This is a genomic window from Streptomyces sp. NPDC012827 (genome assembly GCF_042900905.1).
GTDB classification, from domain to species: Bacteria; Actinomycetota; Actinomycetes; order Streptomycetales; family Streptomycetaceae; genus Streptomyces; species Streptomyces gulbargensis.
In genome coordinates this window covers 1-21,987 of record NZ_JBIBBY010000018.1, presented here as the reverse complement: position 1 = coordinate 21,987, position 21,987 = coordinate 1, and the positions used below count along the sequence as shown (strand labels likewise).

At 72.7% G+C, this 21,987-nt stretch carries 18 protein-coding genes; 9 read left to right on the top strand and 9 right to left on the bottom strand.

Annotated features, from left to right (window positions below; genetic code table 11):
• Positions 1-175: 175 nt before the first annotated feature.
• On the bottom strand, positions 176-439 hold the full coding sequence (locus tag ACFY60_RS29315) for a WhiB family transcriptional regulator (protein WP_015033978.1): 264 nt from the start codon (positions 437-439) through the stop codon (positions 176-178).
• 818 nt (positions 440-1,257) lie between these two features.
• Here ACFY60_RS29315 and ACFY60_RS29310 point away from each other — a divergent pair.
• From ACFY60_RS29310 to ACFY60_RS29300, 3 genes are read left to right on the top strand one after another with little or no spacing between them, the layout of a single operon-like run.
• Positions 1,258-1,767, top strand: a complete 510-nt coding sequence (locus ACFY60_RS29310; RefSeq protein ID WP_388617630.1) for a cysteine dioxygenase — start codon at positions 1,258-1,260, stop codon at positions 1,765-1,767.
• Between the two features lie 56 nt (positions 1,768-1,823).
• Entirely contained in the window at positions 1,824-2,780 is a 957-nt protein-coding gene (cofD, locus tag ACFY60_RS29305; RefSeq protein ID WP_388617627.1) for a 2-phospho-L-lactate transferase, read from the top strand.
• A 35-nt stretch (positions 2,781-2,815) separates the two neighbouring features.
• Positions 2,816-4,138: a coenzyme F420-0:L-glutamate ligase gene (locus ACFY60_RS29300; RefSeq protein ID WP_388617669.1), complete on the top strand. Its 1,323-nt coding sequence runs from the start codon at positions 2,816-2,818 to the stop codon at positions 4,136-4,138.
• 97 nt (positions 4,139-4,235) lie between these two features.
• On the opposite strand, the gene ACFY60_RS29295 is transcribed toward ACFY60_RS29300, so the two are convergent.
• Both ACFY60_RS29295 and ACFY60_RS29290 read right to left on the bottom strand, forming a co-directional pair.
• Positions 4,236-5,159, bottom strand: coding sequence for a DNA-3-methyladenine glycosylase family protein (locus ACFY60_RS29295; RefSeq protein WP_388617624.1), 924 nt, complete (start codon positions 5,157-5,159; stop codon positions 4,236-4,238).
• A gap of 98 nt (positions 5,160-5,257) precedes the next feature.
• Entirely contained in the window at positions 5,258-6,607 is a 1,350-nt protein-coding gene (locus tag ACFY60_RS29290) for a peptidoglycan recognition protein (RefSeq protein ID WP_388617621.1), read from the bottom strand.
• 138 nt (positions 6,608-6,745) lie between these two features.
• Here ACFY60_RS29290 and ACFY60_RS29285 point away from each other — a divergent pair, with 138 nt between their 5' ends.
• The 4 genes from ACFY60_RS29285 (at position 6,746) to ACFY60_RS29270 (ending at position 13,045) form a co-directional block, all read left to right on the top strand.
• The gene (locus ACFY60_RS29285; protein WP_388617618.1) at positions 6,746-7,498 is read left to right on the top strand and encodes a TIGR03089 family protein; all 753 of its coding nucleotides are present in this window, start codon (positions 6,746-6,748) and stop codon (positions 7,496-7,498) included.
• A 433-nt stretch (positions 7,499-7,931) separates the two neighbouring features.
• The gene (locus tag ACFY60_RS29280; protein WP_388617616.1) at positions 7,932-9,185 is read left to right on the top strand and encodes an LCP family protein; all 1,254 of its coding nucleotides are present in this window, start codon (positions 7,932-7,934) and stop codon (positions 9,183-9,185) included.
• Positions 9,186-9,428: 243 nt separating this feature from the next.
• Positions 9,429-11,213 carry an LCP family protein gene (locus ACFY60_RS29275; protein WP_388617613.1) on the top strand — a complete coding sequence of 595 codons (1,785 nt, stop codon included), beginning with the start codon at positions 9,429-9,431 and terminating at the stop codon, positions 11,211-11,213.
• Positions 11,214-11,287: 74 nt separating this feature from the next.
• Positions 11,288-13,045, top strand: coding sequence for an LCP family protein (locus ACFY60_RS29270; protein WP_388617611.1), 1,758 nt, complete (start codon positions 11,288-11,290; stop codon positions 13,043-13,045).
• 79 nt (positions 13,046-13,124) lie between these two features.
• Here the strand turns inward: ACFY60_RS29270 and ACFY60_RS29265 are convergent, their stop codons facing one another.
• Entirely contained in the window at positions 13,125-14,135 is a 1,011-nt protein-coding gene (locus ACFY60_RS29265; RefSeq protein ID WP_388617608.1) for a glycosyltransferase family 2 protein, read from the bottom strand.
• Between the two features lie 275 nt (positions 14,136-14,410).
• Between ACFY60_RS29265 and ACFY60_RS29260 the strand changes: the two genes are divergently transcribed.
• Positions 14,411-15,817, top strand: a complete 1,407-nt coding sequence (locus ACFY60_RS29260) for an LCP family protein (protein WP_388617605.1) — start codon at positions 14,411-14,413, stop codon at positions 15,815-15,817.
• A gap of 115 nt (positions 15,818-15,932) precedes the next feature.
• On the opposite strand, the gene ACFY60_RS29255 is transcribed toward ACFY60_RS29260, so the two are convergent.
• Positions 15,933-16,478: an acyl-CoA thioesterase gene (locus tag ACFY60_RS29255; protein ID WP_309052748.1), complete on the bottom strand. Its 546-nt coding sequence runs from the start codon at positions 16,476-16,478 to the stop codon at positions 15,933-15,935.
• A gap of 119 nt (positions 16,479-16,597) precedes the next feature.
• Between ACFY60_RS29255 and ACFY60_RS29250 the strand changes: the two genes are divergently transcribed.
• Positions 16,598-17,869 (top strand): LCP family protein, encoded by a 1,272-nt coding sequence (locus ACFY60_RS29250; protein WP_388617601.1) that lies wholly within the window; start codon positions 16,598-16,600, stop codon positions 17,867-17,869.
• 79 nt (positions 17,870-17,948) lie between these two features.
• On the opposite strand, the gene ACFY60_RS29245 is transcribed toward ACFY60_RS29250, so the two are convergent.
• From ACFY60_RS29245 to ACFY60_RS29230, 4 genes are all read right to left on the bottom strand, one after another.
• The gene (locus ACFY60_RS29245) at positions 17,949-19,550 is read right to left on the bottom strand and encodes a hypothetical protein (RefSeq protein WP_388617598.1); all 1,602 of its coding nucleotides are present in this window, start codon (positions 19,548-19,550) and stop codon (positions 17,949-17,951) included.
• The gene (locus tag ACFY60_RS29240) at positions 19,547-20,359 is read right to left on the bottom strand and encodes a polyprenol monophosphomannose synthase (RefSeq protein WP_375165122.1); all 813 of its coding nucleotides are present in this window, start codon (positions 20,357-20,359) and stop codon (positions 19,547-19,549) included. The genes ACFY60_RS29245 and ACFY60_RS29240 overlap by 4 nt, the downstream gene beginning before the upstream one ends.
• Before the next feature lie 320 nt (positions 20,360-20,679).
• The gene (locus ACFY60_RS29235) at positions 20,680-21,762 is read right to left on the bottom strand and encodes a sugar phosphate nucleotidyltransferase (RefSeq protein ID WP_388617594.1); all 1,083 of its coding nucleotides are present in this window, start codon (positions 21,760-21,762) and stop codon (positions 20,680-20,682) included.
• 129 nt (positions 21,763-21,891) lie between these two features.
• The coding region (locus ACFY60_RS29230) for an acyl-CoA dehydrogenase family protein (protein WP_157849844.1) at positions 21,892-21,987 on the bottom strand (96 nt) is incomplete at its 5' end.

Sequence of the window (21,987 nt, the reverse complement as noted above, 5' to 3'; positions counted from 1 at the left end):
GGCACGGGCGGCCGGGGCCGCGAGCGGGGGCCGGGGAGTCGGCGCCCCGGAAACGAAACGGTCCGCCGGCTGTGTACAGGCACAGGGCGGACCGTTGCTCGTGTTCGTAGGGGAGTGCGCGCGGGGGGCGCGGCGGTTTTCGGCCAGTGGTGCTCGGGGCCGTGCGGCGCCGTTCTCAGACGGCGGCCTTCTTCAGGCGGCGGCGCTCCCGCTCGGACAGACCGCCCCAGATGCCGAAGCGCTCGTCGTTCTGCAGGGCGTATTCGAGGCATTCGGAGCGGACCTCGCAGGCGAGGCAGACCTTCTTGGCCTCGCGGGTCGAGCCGCCCTTCTCGGGAAAGAAGGACTCGGGATCGGTCTGGGCGCACAGCGCGCGCTCCTGCCAGCCGAGTTCCTCGTCCGCGTCCTCGACCAGCAGTTCCTGGAACAACTCGGTCATCTGCGCCCCTCGTCTGTCTGTGCGTCCCCGTGATGGTGGCCAGTCACCGGACCCGGCCGAACGACACGAGTGAAATTACAAGTTCGTGCTCTGTGCGAGTCAAGCCGAGATCTGCTATTGGGCCCCGTATTCACTCTGCGGAACCAAGCCTATGCGGAAAGTGTTCAAATCACCAAAAACGTGGACACACCACACCGGCCCGATCTCTGCCGTCACGCCTCACAGAGGAGGACGTCCGAGACTTGGATCTTGTTGCGATCCAGCCATGGAAGCGATTCGGATCACAGTCCGGTCACGAACCATCCAGGGATGGTCGCGCCGCCGGGGCGTGATCACGCTCCGCCACCATGTTTACGGGCACGGCTGCTGCGCCATGTTGCCTGGTCCGGGCCAGAGCAAACCTTTCTCCGGGCAGGGCGACCGGATGAGGTGAAACATTACCCCCAAATCGGGCATTGAGTTGACAGTCGGGTACCCCTCCGTCCACCTTTGGTGGCATGTCAGCGACCTCTGCGCCCGCCGCGACCCGCACCCACGGGTTCCGCCGCGCTGCGCAGAACTGTTGTCGCTGCTGTCGTCACAGCTGTTGATGCCGTAGGGCTCCGGCTTTCTCCCCCAGCGTCACCCCGCGTCACACGCGTCGCCCGGGTCTCCCCCCGCCTCATCCGCGGCATCCGACCCCCTGTCGCCCGTGACGCCCGCGTCGGACACGACACCGCGTCACCGCCCCCACGCCCCACCGCCCGGGGCGCGAGCGCCGGTCACCCGTCCTCCGCGCCCCCCACCGCCTCCCGCCTCCGCTGAGGAACCACCCACCCATGAACATGGACAGCGACCTCCAGATCGCCGGCGACATCCTCGAAGTCCCGCACCTGCTCCAGCCCGAGCGGCAGCACCCCGCCACCGTGGCCGAGTTCGCCGGACTCGCCCGCTCCATCGCCGCCGACCGCGCCCAGTGGGCCCCGCACGTCGAGTACGACGCCACCACCCGCTGGTACCACCGGCTCCGTACCGGTCCCGGTTACGAGGTGTGGCTGCTCTCCTGGGTCCCCGGACAGGGCAGCGGCCTCCACGACCACGGCCCGTCCTCCGGCGTCCTGACCGTCCTGCAGGGCGAGCTGACGGAGCGTACGGAACGGGGCGTACGGAAACTCACCGGCGGCGCGCAGCGCGTCTTCGCGCCCGGCTACGTCCACGAGGTCGTCAACGACTCCCTCGAACCGGCCGTGAGCCTGCACGTCTACTTCCCCGGCCTGACGGAGATGCCCCTGCACGAGTCGGCGCGGGCGCGGTGCGCCCCGGCCGGCCCGGAGTTCGTCACCGCGTGACGCCCGGTGTGCCCCGGCCGGCCCGCGGGCCGTGCCCGCCTGACAGACTGGCGCGCATGCGCATTGTGGTTCTGGCCGGTGGCATCGGCGGTGCCCGCTTCCTCCGCGGCCTCAAGCAGGCCGCGCCGGACGCGGAGATCACGGTCATCGGCAACACCGGTGACGACATCCATCTCTTCGGGCTGAAGGTCTGCCCCGACCTGGACACGGTGATGTACACCCTCGGCGGTGGGATCGACGAGGAGCAGGGCTGGGGCCGGCGGGACGAGTCCTTCACGGTCAAGGAGGAGCTCGCGGCGTACGGCGTCGGGCCCGAATGGTTCGGCCTGGGCGACCGGGACTTCGCGACCCACATCGTCCGCACCCAGATGCTCGGCGCGGGCTACCCGCTCAGCGCCGTGACCGAGGCGCTCTGCGACCGCTGGCGGCCCGGCGTACGCCTCATCCCCATGTCCGACGACCGCGTCGAGACCCATGTGGCGATCGAGGTCGACGGCGAGCGGCGCGCGGTGCACTTCCAGGAGTACTGGGTGAAGCTGCGCGCCTCCGTGGACGCGCTGGCCGTCGTGCCGGTGGGCGCGGAGGGCGCGAAGCCCGCGCCCGGTGTCCTGGAGGCCCTCGCCGAGGCGGACCTGATCCTCTTCCCGCCGTCCAACCCGGTCGTGTCGATCGGCACCATCCTGGCCGTGCCCGGCATCCGCGAGGCGGTCGCCGCCGCAGGGGCGCCCGTGGTGGGCCTCTCGCCCATCGTCGGTGACGCCCCGGTCCGGGGCATGGCGGACAAGGTCCTCGCGGCGGTGGGCGTCGAATCCACGGCGGCGGCCGTCGCCCGGCACTACGGCGCCGGGCTCCTCGACGGCTGGCTGGTCGACACGGTGGACGCGGACGCCGTCGCGGACGTCGAGGCCGCGGGCATCCGCTGCCGGGCCGTACCGCTCATGATGACCGACCCGGACGCCACGGCCGCGATGGCGCGCGAGGCGCTGGCACTGGCCGGGGAGGTCCGGGGGTGACGGACGTGACGGCGGCGCCGGCCCGCGCGGAGGAGGTGGCGGGGGCCGGGACGGACCGGGGCGCCGTCGCGTACCGGGTGTGGGCGCCGGACGGACTGCCGGAGGTGGCGGCCGGGGACGACCTGGCCGCGCTGATCGCCCTCGCCGTCCCCGACCTCGCCGACGGCGACGTCCTGCTCGTCACGTCCAAGATCGTGAGCAAGGCCGAGGGGCGGGTGCTCGCCGCCGCCGACCGCGAGGACGCGATCGACGCCGAGACCGTACGGGTGGTGGCGCGGCGCGGCACCCTGCGGATCGTGGAGAACCGGCAGGGGCTCGTCATGGCCGCCGCCGGGGTCGACGCCTCCAACACCCCGGCCGGCACCGTGCTGCTGCTGCCCGAGGATCCCGACGCCTCCGCCCGCCGCATCCGGGCCGGGCTGCGCGAGGCCCTCGGCGTCGACGTCGGTGTCGTCGTCACGGACACCTCCGGGCGGCCCTGGCGCAGCGGCCTGACGGACGTGGCGATCGGGGCGGCCGGTGTGCGGGTCCTGGACGACCTGCGCGGCGGGACCGACGCGTACGGCAATCCGCTGAGCGCGACCGTGGTCGCCACCGCCGACGAGCTCGCCGCCGCCGGTGACCTCGTGAAGGGCAAGGCCGCCGGGCGGCCGGTCGCCGTGGTCCGCGGGCTGCCGCACGTGGTGGCCGGGGACGGGGAGCCGGGAGCGCGGGCCCTGGTGCGCGGGGCGGCCGACGACATGTTCCGGCTCGGCACCTCCGAGGCCGTCCGGGAGGCGGTGACGCTGCGGCGGACCGTACGGGAGTTCACCGACGCCCCGGTCGACCCGGGCGCGGTACGGCGGGCGGTCGCCGCGGCCGTGACGGCGCCGGCGCCGCACCACACGACGCCGTGGCGGTTCGTGCTCCTGGAGTCGGCCGGGTCGCGGCTGCGGCTGCTCGACGCGATGCGGGAGGCGTGGATCGCCGACCTGCGGCGGGACGGGAAGTCGGAGGAGTCCATCGCCCGGCGGATCCGGCGCGGGGACGTCCTGCGCAACGCGCCCTACCTGGCCGTCCCCTGTCTCGTGACGGACGGCGCCCACCACTACGGCGATCCGCGCCGGGACGCCGCCGAGCGCGAGATGTTCGTGGTCGCGGCGGGCGCCGGTGTGCAGAACTTCCTCGTGGCGCTGGCCGGTGAACGGCTCGGCTCGGCGTGGGTGTCCTCGACGATGTTCTGCCGGGACGTCGTACGCGAGGTCCTCGGACTCCCCGGGGACTGGGACCCGATGGGCGCGGTGGCGATCGGCCACCCGGCGGCGGCGCCGAAGGAGCGCGCGGCGCGGGCGGCGGAGACGTTCATCGCGGTGCGGTGAACGGCGTGCGGTGAACGGCGTGCGGTGAACGGCGTGCGGTGAACCGGGGCGGTACGGCCGGCCGGCGCCTCGGCCGGGGCGTGGCCGTCCGCCGGCGTCAGAGGGCCCTGATGTCGTTCGGGGCCAGGCGCGGGGCGCGGCGGGGCGGGACCTGGCCGCTGAGGAGGATCAGGCGCGCGGCGCGGTGGCGCTGGCCCGCGTAGGGGGCCAGGAGCTCCAGCATGGCCGCGTCGTCCGCCGACCGGTCGCCCGCGAGCGCCCAGCCGACGATGCCGGGCAGGTGGAGGTCGCCGGTGGTGACCTCGTCGGGGGCTCCGTTGCTGCGCTGGATCGTCTCGGCGCTGGTCCACGGGCCGATGCCGGGAACCAGTTCGAGGCGGCGGCGGGCCTCCGGCGGTGCCATGCGCGCCGCTTCCTCCAGGCGCGGCGCGACCCGGGCCGCCCGCACGATCGTGGCCGACCGCTTGCCGTCCACATTGGCGCGGTGCCACTCCCAGGACGGGATCATCGCCCACGTGCGGGCGTCCGGCATCACGTGCATGCCGTCGGGGGCGGGGCCGGGGGCCGGTTCGCCGAACCGCCGGACGAGCCGGCGCCAGGAGCCGTACGCCTCGTCCGCCGTGACCTTCTGCTCCAGGATCGACGGGATCAGCGACTCCAGGACCAGGCCGGTACGGGTGAGGCGGAGGCCCCCGCGGCGGCGGTGGGCCGCGAGGAGCAGCTTGTGCCGGGGGACGAAGGCGGAGGGGTCGTCCTCGGCCCCGAGCAGCGCGGGCAGCCGCGCGAGGAGCCAGTCGGCGCCCGGGCCCCAGGCCTCGGCCTCCACCTCTCCCCCGCGGGCGGCGACCCGGAGGGTGCCGGGGCCCCGGGGGGTGCGGCTGGCGCGCCAGACGGAGCCGTCGGGGGTGGTGCGGAAGGTGGGGTCGTGGGGGCCGCGGCGGAGCGGGGAGAGGGTGAGGAGGAGGTCCGGCCGGGTGGGGACGGTCGTGAGGGGGGCGCGGGGGGCGAAGCGGCCGGACATGGCTACGAGGGTAGTCGGGGGGTGGACGCTTCCGGGCCGGCCGGCCGGACGGACGGCGGCCGGGGCGGGGGCCCGCCCGGGAGCGGGCCCCCGTCCGGTCAGCGGCCCTGGTACTTGGCCGAGGAGGTGCGGGTGGTGGGGAGTTTGCCGTAGAGGCGGGTGCCGGGGCAGTCCGTGCGGTAGCCGTCGCGGTGGCCCGCGATGGCGTGGAACTTCACCTTCTTGCCCTTGGCGTACAGGTTGCCGCCGCCCGAGACGAGGGTCACCGTGCCCTTGGGGTTGATGCCGTGGAGGCCGAGCTTCCAGGCGGTCAGGCGGGCGACGGCGGTGACGACGGCGGCCGGCGGGGTGCTGCTGCCGTAGGAACCGAGGACGGCGACGCCCATGCTGTTGGTGTTGAAGCCGAGGGTGTGCGCGCCCAGCACCGGCTTGGCGACCCCGCCCGCGCGGCCCTCGTAGATGGTGCCGCACTTGTCGATGGCGAAGTTGTACCCGACGTCCCGCCATCCGCTGCTGAGCACGTGGTAGCGGTAGATGCCGCGCAGGACGGACGGGGCCTGGGCGCAGGTGTAGTTGTTGCCGGTGGCGCTGTGGTGGACGAAGGCCGCCTTGATGGTCTTGGTGTAGACGAAGCCCTTCTCGCGGATGCGTTCGTCGGCGCCCCAGCCCTTGCGGGTGACGATCTTCGGGCGTGGCCCGATGTACGGCTTCTTCGCCTTCGCGGGCTGGACCGGCGCGGTGCGGACGGTGCTGCGCTCGGTCTCCGCCTTGGTCAGCGCCGGGATCCAGGCCGAGCCGTAGGGGGCCAGTTCCGCATTGGCGCTCGTCGCCGCGGCCTCCGGCGCGCTCAGGGCGGCGGACTCGGCGGGCTCGGCGGCCGTGCGGGTGGTGCCGCCCGGGGCCTCGCCCGGGTCGATCAGTTCCAGGCGCAGTCCGGCGGGCAGGGACGGGACGCCGTTCTCGGCCCGTACCCGGATCTCGACGCCGTCGGAGTCACCGACCCACAGGGGGGCCGTGGCACCGCGGCGCGCTCCGGAGGCACCCTCCGCGCTGTCCGGGTCGGCGCCGTGCTGGTCGGTGTGGGTCTCGACGTCCTGCCAGTCCGACCAGACGTCGCCGCCGGTCGCGCGGGTGCGGACCTGGACGGTGCCGTGGAGGGCGGCGCGCGGGTCGTCCCAGACGACGCCGAGGAGGGAGAACGGCCGAACGTCGCGCCGGGTGAGCCCCTGGTCGGCCGGGCGGGCCGACCCGTCCCCGAAGGCCCGCGAGGAGCCGCCCAGGGGGGTGAGGGGCAGGGACTGGGTGGAGCCCGGCAGGTCGTCGGGGGCCGGTGGGAGCGCGGAGGCCGCCGGTGGCGCCGTGGCCGCCGCGGGAGCGGCGAGCGGAAGCGGCAGGGCGAGCACCGCCGCGCAGGTGATGGCGATCGGGGAGGCGAGTGAGACACGCATAGGCCGATCGTGCGTACGGGTCGACCGTCCCGCGCGCCGGGATTCCAACCGGAAACCGGTCCCGGTGTCCGCCGTTCCGGTGGACGATGTCACCGGGACGGCGGACGCGGTGCACCCGTCCGCCGTACGCTGTCCGGCGTGAACGCCAGCGACCGTACCCCCGCCGACCTGCTGCGATCCGCGCTTGCCGCGGACCCGGCGCGCCCCTTCGTCACGTTCTACGACGACGCCACCGGTGAGCGCGTGGAATTGTCCGTCGCCACCTTCGCCAATTGGGTGGCCAAGACCGCGAACCTGCTCCAGGGCGAGCTGTCCGCCGAGCCGGGCGACCGCCTGGCGCTGCTCCTGCCGGCGCACTGGCAGACGGCCGTCTGGCTGCTGGCGTGCTCGTCCGTGGGGGTGATCGCGGAGGTGGGCGGTGATCCGGCGGCGGCCGGCCTGGTGGTCGCGGGGCCGGACGCGCTGGAGGCCGGGCTGGCCTGCTCCGGGGAGCGCGTCGCGCTCTCGCTCGCGCCGCTGGGCCGCCGCTTCCCGACGGCGCCCGCCGGGTACGCGGACTACGCGGTCGAGGTGCCGAGCCAGGGCGACCGCTTCGCCCCCTTCGTACCGGTGGATCCGGACGCGCCGGCCCTCGTCGTGGACGGGGTGGAGCGCACCGGCGCGCAGCTCGTCGAGCAGGCCCGTACGGACGCGGCGGCGCAGGGCCTCGGCCCCGGGTCACGGGTCCTGTCGGGGCTTGCCTACGACGGCTGGGAGGGACTCTCGACGGGGCTGTACGCGCCGCTCGCGGCCGGCGGGTCCGTCGTCCTGTGCCGGAACCTGGACCGGCTGCCGCCGGAGGCCCTGGAGAAGCGCGTGGAGAGCGAGCGTGTCACCGGCGCGGTCCTCTGACCCCGCCCCGGCCCGGTCCCGTCCCGCACCCCCGAACCCTCGCCCCCGTTCCCGGCCCACGTCCCCATCCCCGGTCCTCTTCCCCGGCCGGACGCCACCCCCGGCGTCCGGCCGTCCGCTTCCCGGGTGTCCGGGCGCCCCCGCCGGCCGCGAGTGCGCCGGTTCACACCCGAAAAGCCCCTCGTTCGGCGGATCGACGGGCCGAGTCCCCGGGTGGCCGCGCCTTCGGCGGTGGATGATCGGCCGGGGGGCCGTCTCCCGGCGAGCCCCGCGCATGCCCCCGATCGAGTTCGTACCCGAGCTCCACGAAGGACCTCCGCGTACCACCGAGCACCACGGAGTTCCGCACAACCAAGCGTCCGGTTCGGCCGTCTCCTCCTGTGACCGGTGGCCGCCCGGCGCCCGCCGACGCCATGAAGGACGGACTGACGACGTGACGGACCGCGCAGGCACCCCCGCCGAACCGGAACCGGACGCGCCGGCCGCGGAGGCCGGGGCGTCCGGCGCTCCGGAGGAGTCGCGCGGGCGGCGGCGTCACTGGCTGCGGTGGACGGCGCTCGGGGTCTCGCTGGCGGTGCTCGCCGGGGCGGGCGCCGGCTGGTGGTTCTACCGGAAGCTCGACGGCAACATCACCACGGACACCACGGCCGCCGACGAACTGCGGCGGTACGAGAAGGAGCGCCCGGCGGCGGTCGTGTCGGCGGCCCGAAACATCCTGCTCATCGGGTCGGACACCCGGGCCGGGGAGGGGAACCGGGAGTACGGCAAGGACGTGGGCACCCAGCGGTCGGACACGACGATCCTGCTGCATCTGTCGGCGGGGAAGTCGCGGGCGACGGCGGTGTCGCTGCCGCGCGACCTGATGGTGACGGTTCCGGACTGCCGTACGGCGGAGGGGACCCGCAGCGGGAAGCAATTCGCGCAGTTCAACTCGGCCTTCGAGATCGGCGGCACGGCGTGCACGATCCGTACCGTCGAGAAGCTGACCGGTATCCGGGTCGACCATCACATGGTGATCGACTTCCGGGGTTTCAAGAAGATGGTGGACGCGGTGGACGGGGTCGAGATCTGCCTGAAGGAGCCGATCGACGACGCCGACGCCCACCTGAAGCTGCCGGCGGGCCGCCAGACGCTCCACGGCGAGCAGGCGCTGGGCTTCGTACGGGCGCGGAAGTCGCTCGGCGACGGCAGCGACACCGAACGGATGGACCGGCAGCAGCAGTTCCTGGGGGCGCTCGTCACCAAGGTGCAGAGCGACGGGGTGTTGTTGAATCCGACGAAGCTCTATCCGGTCCTGGACGCCGCGACCCGGTCGATCACGACCGACCACGGTCTGGACTCGCTGCGCGACCTGTACGACCTGGCGCGCGCGATGCGGGCGATCCCGGCGGAGAACGTGCAGTTCCTCACGGTGCCGCGGCGGCCCTATACGTACAACGCGAACCGGGACGAACTGGTACAACCCGACGCGAGCCATCTCTTCCGGCAACTGCGCGAGGACAAGCCGGTCCTGGTGCGTCCGGAGCACGGCGAACGGGAGGGGACGGGCGCGGATCGGGGCGGGGAGGGCGGCGGAACAGCCGGTGAACTCCCCGCCGACGGCAAGCCGGACGACGCGGACACCCCGACGCCGGCCGCGACCCCGACCTTCACCGGGCGCAACGCGGCGGAAGGGGCGTGCGCCTGAGGGGGAGGGTGAGTAAAGCGCGCCCCAAGGGGAGGGCGGGGAGGAATGCGGTTTGGGCAGATTGCCCAGTTGTAAGGGGCGTGGAATTTGTCACGGACGTCGCCCCACGCTGAACTGGGCGGATAGTGTGACGCGATCCGGTGCACCCCGACCGCGTGGTCGCACACACCAAGGATCGAACGACCGAGCGGCGCCCTGTGGGGGAGGCGCCTCGCGTGGCACCGACGGAGGACCCGAGGAACCGTGGACGCGCACAGCCGTGGACGGGCGGACGAGATCGACCCCGCCGACCAGTGGGTACTGAACCCGCAGACCGGCAACTACGAACTGCGACTGGACCACTCCGGTCAGCAGCCGCAGGCCGCGGCCCCGTCGTACCGGAGAGCCGCGACCGTCGAGACGCCCTCCACCACGACGCCCGCCACCCCCGTCGAGGCCCCGGTCCCCGGCCAGCGCCGCCGCCGACCCGCCGAGCCGGGCCGGGGCTCCGGCACGGGCGGTACGGGCGGCGGTACGGGCTCCACGGGCCGGCGCGGCGGCCCGCCGCCCGCGAGCCGCCGCAAGCGCAAGCAGGGAGCCTCCCGCAAGAAGAAGGTCCTGCTGTGGACCGGCGGCACGATGGCCCTCGTCCTGGTGGGCGGCGCGACCAGCGCGTACGTGCTCTACAACCGGCTGGACGGCAACATCACCACCGTCGACCCGGTGGGCCGCAAGAGCCAGGGTTTCCGCAAGGGCCAGGCCTTCAACATCCTGATCATCGGCACCGACAAGCGGACCGGTGAGGGCAACGGCGGCTACGGCGACACCAACAGCCCCGGCCACGCGGACACCACGATCCTCTTCCACGTCTCCCAGGACCGGACGAACGCCACCGCGCTGTCCATCCCTCGCGACCTGGTGACGAAGATCCCCGTGTGCGAGTCGCGGCAGCCCGACGGGTCGATCAAGACGATCCCCGGCGCCGAGAAGGCCCGGTTCAACGTGAGCCTCGGCCAGGACGGCCGCGACGCCGGCTGCACCATGCGCACGGTCGAGGAACTGACGGGCCTGACCGTGGACCACTTCATGATGGCCGACTTCAACGCCGTCAAGGAGCTGACGACGGCCGTCGGCGGCGTGAAGGTGTGCGTCGAGAAGGCCGTGGACGACCCGAAGTCGCATCTGAAGCTGCCGCCCGGCGAGTCGGTCATCCAGGGCGAGCAGGCCCTCGCCTTCGTCCGCACGCGCTCCAGCTTCGGCAACAAGAGCGACCTGGACCGGATCAAGATCCAGCAGCAGTTCCTGAGTTCGATGGTCCGGCAGATGAAGTCGGACGACACGCTCACCAGTCCGTCGAAGCTGTACGGCCTGGCCGACGCGGCGACCAAGGCCCTCACCGTCGACACGGGCATAGGCTCCCTCGCCAAGCTCCAGGAGCTGGCCGGGGAACTCGCCCCCATCGACACCAAGAACATCGCCTTCACGACGCTTCCGGTGGTCGACAACCCGGACGAGCCGAAGCCGGTCACCGTGGTGCCCCACCCGACGCAGGCGCCCCAGCTGTTCGCGATGCTGCGGTCGGACACCTCGCTCACCGAGGTGAAGAAGAAGGAGGCGCAGGCCAAGAACGCCCAGGCGCAGGCGCAGGCCGCCCTCCTCAAGGGCCCCCGGTCCACCGCCGCCGAGGTGCGCGTCGACGTCTACAACGGCAGCGGCATCACGGGTGCGGCGCAGTCCACCATCAACTGGCTGCAGAACGACCAGGGCGTGACCCGGTCGACCAACCGGAGCAACGCTCCGGAGCAGGCGGCCAGGACGACGCTGACGTACGCGCCGAACCAGGCCGATCAGGCCCGCAAGCTGGCCGACATGATGGGCCTGCCGGCCACGGCGCTCAAGCCGGGGACGCAGGACGCCGCGGAGCGCGCGCCCATGACGCTCGTCCTCGGCGCCGACTTCAAGGGCGCGGGGGTGCCTCTCAGCGGGCCGGTGAAGGCGCCGAAGGATCTGCAGAAGCTAGCGGCCGACAAGCAGGTGTGCGCCAAGTGACCCGGAGACACCGGGGTGCGGCGCGCACGTGGCTGGTCTGACGGACAGGGGACCTTGGGGTGGGACGAAACAGCGTGCGTGGGGAGGGAACACGGGGACGTGTTCCGCACGCCCGTGAGTCGGGCTGGGACGACGAGCCGTACGGCGCCGACGGCACCACCGGCGCGGACGAGGGGGCCGTGGGCGACGCGGCGGGCGCGGAGGGGGCGCCCGCGTCGCCCCGGGCCACGCGCCGTCGCGGCGGCGGGCCGGCCGGTTCCGGCGGTACGGGACCGGCGGCCGCGGGCGGGCGGGCCGCCGCACGGCGGCAGGCCAAGAAGTCCGGCAAACGCAAGGCGCTGCGCTGGAGCGCGATCACCCTGTCGCTGCTGATACTCGGCACGGCCGGCGCCGGATACCTGTACTACGAGCACCTCAACGGCAACATCCGCGGCGGCGCCCGCGCCGGCGGCAACAGCGGTGTGGAGAAGGCCAAGCCGAACGCGCTCGGCGACACCCCCCTGAACATCCTCCTGATCGGTTCCGACAGCCGCGCCGACGAGAAGAACATCGCTCTCGGTGGCGGGCGGAACGACAAGAACCGCAGGCCGCTGGCGGACGTGCAGATGCTGCTGCACATCTCGGCGGACCGGGAGAACGCCTCCATCATCTCCATCCCCCGCGACACCGTGGTCCCCATCCCGGAGTGCCGGGACGAGAACGCCACCTACCCGGCCACCACCAACCGGCCCATCAACGAGTCGCTGCAACGCGGCGGGCCGGGCTGCACGCTGACCACCTGGGAGTCGCTGACCGGGGTCTACATCGACCACTGGATGATGATCGACTTCGCCGGTGTGGTCGCCATGGCGGACGAGGTCGGAGGTGTCCCGGTCTGCGTCAAGACCGGTGTGCACGACCGCTCGACGAGGACGGTCAAGGGGGGCTCCGGGCTGAAGCTGCCGGAGGGCACCCACGAGATCAAGGGCGAGCAGGCCCTCCAGTGGCTGCGCACCCGGCACGCCTTCGGCAGCGACCAGAACCGCGCCAAGGCCCAGCACATGTACATGAACGGCATGATGAAGCAGCTCCAGAAGCAGAACGCCTGGAGCGACACCGGCCGCCTCATGGGCCTGGCCGACACGGCCACCAAGGCGCTGATCGTCTCCGACGAGATCAAGTCGGTGTCGGCCCTCTTCGACCTGTCGATGCAGCTGAAGAACGTGAAGATCGACCGCCTCACCACGGCGACGGTCCCCACCAAGCCGTACCCGCCGAAGCCCCGCGAATGGCTCGAACTGCTCCCGGAGTCCGCGGACAAGATGTGGACGATGCTCCGGGACGACGTCGCCCTCGACAAGAACGGCGACAGGCCCGGGACCGCGCCCAAGCCGAAGCCGGCCGGCCCCGCGAAGCCCAAGGCGCAGCCGGAGGCCCCGGACTCCTTCGCCGTGACCGTCGTCAACGGCACCGACGGCAGCGGCACCCGGCCCCCCGTCGAGGGCCGGGCCGGCGCCATGGCCGGAACCCTCAAGGGCAAGGGCTTCTCCCGCGCCGAGGCCTCGCGCGAGGACGGCGGCCGCAAGGACACCGTCGTCACCTACCCCAAGGCGACGGGCGAACAGGGCCGCGCCAACGCCCAGTCCGTGGCCAAGGCACTCGGCCTGCCCGACTCCGCCGTGCGCGCCGCCACCGGCAGCGAGTCCGTCACCCTGATCGTGGGCGAGGACTGGCGCGAGGGCGACACGTACAAGCGGCCGGTGACGAAGGCGGGCGACCTGCCGGAGGGCGCCGACGACAAGGTGGACTGCATGGACATCTACTCCGTCTACCGGTGGGACGGCAAGAGCTGACCTCCCGCCCCGCGACACGGCGACGGCCGGGCCCCAGGAGGGACCCGGCCGTCGCCGTCCGCGCGGAGCGGAGAAGGCGTCAGACGCGCTCCGCCCGCACCGCCGGGCGGCGGCTCGCGATGACCTTCTTCGCGAGGGAACGCGGGCTGGTGAGGAAGCCGTACCCCCACGACATGTGCATCGTGGCCAGCGCGACCGGGATCTGCAGGCGCGCCTTGAGCGGGAGGCCCTTGCCCGCGGGGATCGAACCGGCCGTGATGGCGGCGAGGTAGCCGGCCGGGATCACGAAGCCGAGCGGGGTCAGCGTGGCCCCCACGACCAGGCCGGCGGCGATCGCGCAGACGGCCGTCGGCGGGGCCAGGTAGCGGAGGTTGATGGAGCCCTGGTGGTAGCGGGCCACCACGTGGCGCCAACGGCCGTAGTCCTTGTACTGCTTGGCGAGCGCCTTCACCGACGGGCGGGGCCGGTACTGCACGCGGAGCTCCGGCGAGAACCAGATCAGGCCTCCCGCCTCACGGATGCGGTAGTTCAGCTCCCAGTCCTGGGCGCGGATGAACTCCACGTTGTAGCCGCCCTGCTGCTCCAGCGCCTCGCGCCGGAACACACCGAGGTAGACGGTCTCCGCCGGGCCCGCCTCGCCGCCGGTGTGGAAGGCGGCGTTGCCGACGCCGATCTTCGAGGTCATCGCCGCGGCGACCGCCTCCTCCCAGGCGTTCTCGCCCTCGGCGTGCATGATGCCGCCGACGTTCTGCGCGCCGGTCTCCTCCAGGAGCCGGACGGCGGTGGCGATGTAGTTCGGCGAGAGCATCCCGTGGCCGTCGACGCGCACCACGATCGGGTGACGCGAGGCCTGGATCGCCGCGTTGAGGGCGGCGGGGGTACGGCCCGTGGGGTTGGGCACGGTGCGCACGCGGGGGTCCTCGCGCACGAGCTCGGCGGCGATCTCGTCCGTACGGTCCGTGGACGGGCCGAGGGCGATCACCACCTCCACCTCGCCGTCGTACTCCTGCTCCAGGATGTGACGGACCGCGTTGCGCAGGTGCCGCTCCTCGTTGAGGACCGGCATGATCACGGAGACAGGGGGCTGCATGGATTCCTCGGGGGGTCCGGGGTCGTCGCCCGGGAGACAGCAGTATCGCCCGCCACGTTACCGCGAATGGGGGACAGCCTCGCGCGCCGCCGGGGCGGGCGGGCCCTTGCGCTGATCGTATGGGCCTACGGTGCTCACGGCTCCCCTTGTCGCACCCGCGGAGGTGTCCGTCCGTGCCCACACCGCCCCGCACGCCCCCTCGCCGGCCCGTCCCCCGACCCGCCCCGGGCCGCCGGAGGCCCGGGCGGCCCCGGCGGCCCCGCTGGGGGAAGCGGATGGCGACGGCGCTCTCCGTGGCGGTCCTCGCGGCGGGCGGCATCGGGCACGCGGTGGTCACCGGACTGGACACCGGGATCACCCGGGTGGACCCCTTCAAGGACATGAAGAACCGGCCGCAGGCCGGGCACGGCATGAACGTCCTCGTCGTCGGCACCGACGGGCGCGACCGGATCACCGCCGAGGAGAAGGAGAAGTACCGGCTCGGCGGCGAACCCTGCCACTGCACCGACACCGTGATGCTGGTGCACATCTCCGGGGACCGGGAGCGGGCGAGCGTGGTGAGCCTCCCCCGCGACTCGTACGCCGAGATGCCCGAGCACACCGACCTGACCACCGGCGAGCGGCACGAGGCGCACCCGGTGAAGCTCAACGCCGCCTACGCGGAGGGCGGTCCTGCGCTCACCGTGCGGACCGTCGAGTCGATGACCGGGGTGAAGATCGACCACTACCTGGAGGTCGACTTCACCAGCTTCATGCGGACCGTCGACGCGGTCGGCGGGGTGGAGATCTGTACGGCCCGGCCGATGAAGGACCCGTACACCGGGCTCGACCTGGCCGCGGGCACCCACGAGCTGGACGGCGGGCGGGCGCTCCAGTACGTGCGGTCGCGGCACATCGACGGCGCGGCCGACATCGGCCGGATGCAGCGGCAGCAGCGGTTCCTGGCGGCCCTGGTCGACCGGCTCACCAGCGGCGGGGTGCTGTTCAACCCGGTGCGGTTCCGGCAGGTCGCGACGACGATGCTGGGGTCGGTGCGGGCGGACGAGGGCTTCGGTACGGACCAGATGCTGTCCCTCGCCAAGGCGATGCGCGGCTTCACCCCGGCCTCGTCGGAGTTCGTGTCCGTGCCCGTCGGGAACATGAGCTTCCCGGTGAAGGGCATCGGCTCCACGGTGAAGTGGGACGCGGCCAAGGCGCAGAAACTGTTCCAGGCGCTGCGCGAGGACCGGCCGCTGGCCCCGCCGAAGGGGAGCTCCGCGGGCCCGGTCTCCCCCGGCGCGGCCTCCGCCGCCCCCACGGCGCCGGACGGCGCGGTGGTGGACGTGCCGCCGCGCTCCGTCCGGGTCCAGGTCTACAACGGCACCCGCACGGACGGGCTCGGCCGCAGGGTCGACGAGGCGCTGCGCGCGGCCGGGTTCGACACCACCCGCACCCCGCTGACCGCGGCGGGGCCGGTCCGGGAGCGGACCGTCGTCGAGTACGACCCGCGCTGGGACCGTTCCGCGAAGACCTTGGCGGCGGCGCTCCCGGGGGCCGAGCTGCGGGAGACCACCGGGCGGGGCGGGACGCTGAAGGTGACGGTGGGCGGGGACTACAAGGGGGTCACCCCGGTGCGCGGGGAGGAGGAGGGGCAGGCCGGGCCGTTCGAGGCGGTCCGGGGGGACGAGGTGGTGTGCGGGTGATCCCGTACGGGCCCGGTCCCGGGCCGGTGGTGCGCGGCCTCCGCGCGTCACGCGCCGGTGCCGTGCGGACCCGTGCCGTACGGGGTCCCGCTCCCCCCGCCGCCGCGCGCCCCGGTCAGTCGTCGTAGCCCTGGGCCGCGCGGGCCTCGCGGAGCTCCATGATGGCGCGGCGGCGGGCCAGGCGGTGGGTGCGGCGGATCTGGGCCTCCTGGTAGCGGCGCTTGTCCTGTTCCGTCTCGGGGATCACCGGGGGGACGGGGCGCGGCTTGCCGTCGGCGTCGACGGCGGCGAAGACCAGGTAGGCGGAGCCGACCTGCGTCGCGGGCGTGGACTCGTTCCAGCGCTCGGCCAGGACCCGTACGCCGACCTCCATGGAGGAGCGGCCGGTCCAGTTGACCTGGGCCTTGACGTGAACGAGGTCGCCGACCCTGACCGGCTCCAGGAAGGCCATCTCGTCCATGGAGGCCGTGACGGCCGGTCCGCCCGAATGCCGGCCCGCGACGGCGCCCGCCGCGTCGTCCACCAGCTTCATGATCACGCCACCGTGCACGGTGCCGAGGAGGTTGGTGTCGTGGCTGGTCATGATGTGGCTGAGGGTGGTGCGGGAGGCGGAGGTCGGCTTGCCGGGCAGCTCGCCCGGGGTATCGCCCTGTTCTGTCATGCCCTCCACCTTATGCCGGGTCCCGGGCGCGTCCGCTTTGCATCAGCTTGGCAACAGCACCGGCCCGATGCTCCACCCGGCCTGTCGCCGGGAAAGGACCGCCCGGCACACTGGACGGCATGAATGACTGGCCCGACGACGGCGGATACGGCCGTGGCAGCGCGAACCCTCGGTCCGAGGGCCCTCGCCGCATGCGTCATGTGCAGCGACCGCAGGTCCCCCAGCAGCCGCCTCGGCACGACCAGGGCTACAACCCGAACTTCACACAGGCCCAGGCCTCCGGCTACGACTCCGGTTACAACACGGGCCAGGTGTACGGCCCCCAGGGCCGGGGCGGTGACGGCGGCGGGCACGGAACCGTACCGCCGCAGTACTCGCCGAGGTCCGGCGGGTCCGGGGGCGGCGCCCCGGTGGACTGGCGCAAGCGGATCAAGGTCGGCTCGATCGTGCTCGTCGCGGGCGTCCTGGCGTGGGGCATCGGCACCTACGCCTGGGCGAGCTCGCAGATGCGGGGCGAGGTGGACCTCTCCAAGGTCATCGAGCGGCCGGAGGAGGGGGACTGCACGACGTATCTGATCGTCGGCTCCGACAGCCGCGAGGGCATGTCGGCGGAGGAGAAGAAGAAGCTCCACACCGGTTCCGCCGAGGGCAAGCGGACCGACTCGATGATGATCCTCGCGGCCTGCTCCAGCGGGAACACGATGATCTCGCTGCCGCGTGACTCCTGGGTGACGATCCCGTCCTTCGTCGGCTCCGAGTCCGGCAAGCAGTTCGGCCCCCGGGGCGGCTCGAAGCTGAACGCCGCCTACGCGATGGACGGGCCCGAGCTGCTGGTGCGGACCGTGGAGTACAACACGGGGCTGCGCATCGACCACTACGCGGAGATCGGCTTCGCCGGCTTCGCGAACATCGTGGACGCGCTCGGCGGTGTCGAGATGAACATCGAGAAGGGCTTCAAGGACAAGAAGTCCGGCGCCGACTTCCAGGCCGGTCAGCAGACCCTCAACGGCGAGCAGGCCCTCGCCTTCGTCCGGACCCGGTACGCCTTCGCCCAGTCGGACCTCCAGCGGACGAAGAACCAGCAGAAGTTCCTGTCCGCGCTGGCGAACCAGGCGGCGACGCCGGGCACGATCCTGAACCCGTTCACGCTCTACCCGACGCTGGGCGCGGGCCTGGACACGCTGATCGTCGACAAGGACATGTCACTGTACGACCTGGGGAAGATGTTCTTCGCGATGAAGGGCGTCAACAGCGGTGACGGCCGGTCGATGAACATGCCGATCGCGGGCAGCGCGCCGCAGGGCTCCCTGAAGTGGGACATGCCCAAGGTGAAGGAACTGGTCCGGCAGATCCAGAACGACGAGAAGGTCACGGTGACCTCGGACCGCTGAGGCGGCGAGGACCCCGGTACGGGGAAGGGCCCCGCGGACGGTGTCCGCGGGGCCCTTCTGCGTACCCGTGCGTGGCCGGTCAGCCGACGACCTTGAACAGGACGCGGCCCTCGGGCGAGGTGGCGACCTTCCTCAGGGCCGGGTCGTCGGCCCGCAGACCGCCCTGGGTGGGCCACTGGACGACCCAGTCGGCGTCGTACTTGTGCAGGATCGCCAGCTTCTCGTCGCGGCTGATCTCGCCCTTGAAGTACTGCACGACGTCGATCTTCCGCTGGGTCTCGTCCGGCAGGAAGAAGTCGGGGTAGCCGATGGCGATGGTGTAGTAGCCGTAGGCGGGGAGCTTCTGGGCGGCGAACGGGTCGCTCATGAAGACGTCGCCGTACTTGGCGTACCGGGTGGTCCACTCGTACGTCTTGGGGAGCTCCATGAGCCCCTCCTCGGTGACGGCCTTCGGCAGGGCTTCCTCGCGGATGACGAAGCCGAAGCCGTCGCGCTGCGCCCAGGCGCCGGTGAGCAGTCCGGCCGTCAGGGCGGTCGCGAAGACCGCGCGCAGCAGGCGCCTGCCGCCCTCGACGGCCGCGATCGCGGCGGCGATCTGCGCGGGCATGACGACGGCGGGCTCGGCCCGGCCCCAGGAGTACTTCCCGGTCGCGGCGCCCGCGAGGACCATCGCGAGACCGAGCGCGAACCAGATCACCAGCGGGTCGCGGCGGTCGCGGACGAACCGCAGGACCAGGGCGACGAGACCGATGGCGGCCAGGCAGTAGCGCGGCCAGAGCTCCTTGTAGAGGTTCTGGTGGATCTCCTCCAGGCCCCCGATGCCGAAGAGGGAGAAGAAGGAGTAGTACGGCCAGATCACCAGGACCAGCAGACCGGCGGCGACCGCCCCGCCCAGCTTCAGCCAGGTGGCCTTGACGGGCCAGGGGCGGGCCGAGACCAGCACGCCGACGGCGCCGAGGGTGATGACCACTCCGGAGAACTGGTGGCTCAGCATGAGCACGGCCCACAGCACGCCGAGGCCCAGGTAGGCCGCCCAGCCGGTGGCCGTGCCCGCGCGCAGGGCGCGGGTCAGCAGCGCCAGGAAGACGAGGCCGAGGCCCAGGGTGACGGTGCTGGGGTAGGCGATGACCAGGGCCAGCGAGGTGAAGCCCAGGTACCCGCTCCAGGCGATGGTGTCGACGCCCCAGAGGAAGAAGAGGCTCAGCACGGCGAGCGGCGGGGCCGCCCGGTGGGCGCTGAGGGTGCGGGTGAAGATCCAGACGCCGAGGATGAGCAGGGCCAGGCCGATGTACGCGCCGAGCCGCAGCGCGTTGAAGGTGTTCAGCCCGGTGACCTTCGCCACGAGGGTCAGGAACACCATCCACGGCGAGTAGTAGGGGCTCTCCGTGTCGGCGTCGACCATCGGGTTGCCCGGGTCGAGCAGGCTGTGGCGCAGCCGGTGGATCGTGGCCGCGTGCACACCGAGGTCGCCCGCCCAGGGCAGGCGGACGACGACGAAGACCAGGACGGCGGTGACGAGCAGGACGGCGCCGTTCGCGACGCCCGCCACGCGGTCCTCCAGGGACCGCCCGCGGGGCGGGGCGGGCGCCTCGGCGGCGGCCGCCCCGGCGTGTCTACGGGACCGCTCCGCGGCCGGCGAACCGGCCCCGTCGAGGTCCCCTCGTATGGCGTCGACGCTCACTTACGGCCCCGGGCGCGCGCACGGAGCTTCCAGGGCATGGCGATGGACTCGAGCTGGACGGCGAGGTTCATCTTGGACTCGCCGACGGTCCGGTCCTCGAAGTGGATGGGGACCTCCATGACCTGGAAGCCCTTGCGGAGCGCCGCGTACTTCATCTCGACCTGGAAGCTGTAGCCGGCGCTGCCGACGGAGGAGAGGTCGATGGCGCGGAGCGCGTCGGCGCTCCACAGGTTGAAGCCGCCGGTGATGTCGCGCACGCGGGTGCCGAGGATGGTGCTGGCGTAGGCGTTGGCCCAGCGGGAGAGGAGTTTGCGGTGGGCGCCCCAGGCGTCGGAGAGGGTGCCGCCGGGGACGTACCGGCTGCCGACGACGAGACCGGCGTCGGTGGCGAGCGCCACACCGAGCATCTCGGCGATCTTGCCCTCGGGGTGGGAGCCGTCGGCGTCCATCTGCAGGACGTAGTGCGCGCCGTCCTCGACGGCCTTGGTCATGCCCGCCGTGTAGGCGCGGCCGAGGCCGTCCTTCGCGGTGCGGTGCAGGACCGACATGCGCGGGGAGCCGTCCTCGGCGTGGTACTTCTGCGCGAGCTCCTCGGCTATCTGCCCGGTGCCGTCCGGGGAGGAGTCGTCGACGATGAGGAGCCGCAGGCCGGGTATCTCCAGGTCCATCAGCAGCTCGGTCATGCGGGGCACGTTTCCGGCCTCGTTGTACGTGGGCATGACCACGGTCAGCGGGGTCCGGCCCCACGTGTCGGGAAGGGTGGCCGTACGAGCGGTCGCGACGTCATCCGCACCGGGGGTCTGGTACACACCTGTCACTGGATTGCTGCCTCACTGACGACTGAAGGGTGGAGATCCGGGTGGGGCGGGTCCTTCCGGACCGGGGCCCCGAACGGCCCGGTGGGCCGCTGCGGGCCCGGGTTCCCCGTGGCCCCGATGGCCCGGGACTTCCTCCGGACCGTGAGGGTCCGGGTCTTCCTCCGGACCAAGGAGATCCGGGTCTTCCGCCGGACCGGGGTCCGGGTCTTCCGCCGGACCGTGGAGGTCCGGGTCCTGCTGGCCGCGCCGGTTCCCCGGGCTCCCCCGGAACCGGTCGGGTCCGGGGGACGAGCGCACGGTGGTACGGCCGGTCAGCGGTCCGAGGAGAAGCGGAGCGCGGCGTCGGGCAGTTCTGCCTCGCACCACACCCGCGCACCGGCGCGTACCTCGTTGTCCGCGCCGACGCGGGCGCCGTCACCGACGACGGCACCGTCCACGACGGTGCGCTCGCCCACGACGGAGCGCGCGCCGATGAGGCTCGCGCTCACCTGGGCGTCGGCCCGGACGGTCGCCCCGTCGAGCACGATGGAGCCCTTCACGACGGCGCCGGCCTCGATCCGGGCGCCGGCCCCTACCACAGTACCGTCAAAAAGCTTGGCCCCGGGAGCCACCTGGGCCCCGGGGAGCACGAGGGATTCGCCACGCGGGCCGGGCACGGCCGGGGAGGCGACGACGCCGCGGACGAGGTCGGCGGAGGCCTGGACGAAGGACTCGGGCTTGCCCAGGTCCAGCCAGTAGGTGTCCTCGGTCTTGCCGTACAGCTTGGCACCGGACCGCAGGAGGCCGGGGAAGGTCTCGCGCTCGACGGAGACCGGCCGTCCCTCGGGGATGGCGTCGATCACGGAGCGGCGGAAGACGTAGCAGCCGGCGTTGATCTGGTCGGTGACGATCTCCTCGGGCGTCTGCGGCTTCTCGGTGAAGGCCAGCACCCGCCCCTCGGAGTCGGTGGGGACCAGGCCGAAGGCCCGGGGGTCGGAGACCCGCACGAGGTGGAGCGAGACGTCGGCCTCGGCGGCCTTGTGCGACTCGACGAGGCCGCGGATGTCCAGGCCGGTGAGGATGTCGCCGTTGAACACGAGGACCGGCTCGTCGGGCCCGCCGGTGAGGCGGCGCGCGGCGTTCCGGATGGCGCCGCCGGTGCCGAGCGGCTCGTCCTCGACGACGTACTCGAGGTGGACGCCGAAGTCGGAGCCGTCACCGAAGTACGGCTCGAAGACCTCGGCCAGGTAGCAGGTCGCCATGACGATGTGGGTCACACCCGCGTCCGCGGCCCTGGCTATCTGGTGGGCCAGAAACGGCACACCTGCGGCCGGAACCATCGGCTTGGGGGTGTTCACCGTGACGGGCCGCAGTCGCGTCCCCTGCCCGCCGACCAGCAGCACCGCTTCCGTCATTGTCTTCCCTAACACGATCGGGTGTACGAAGCGCTAAATCTAGCCCAACCGCGAGTCGCCGCGGACCGGAGGCGAGCACTGCTGATCGCCTCCGGTGCCACTTGTGTTCGTTGTCCGGCCGGCCCGTGATTACGGGAGGTTGCGGGCCATCACGATGCGCTGAACCTGGTTGGTGCCTTCGTAGATCTGGGTGATCTTGGCGTCGCGCATCATGCGCTCGACGGG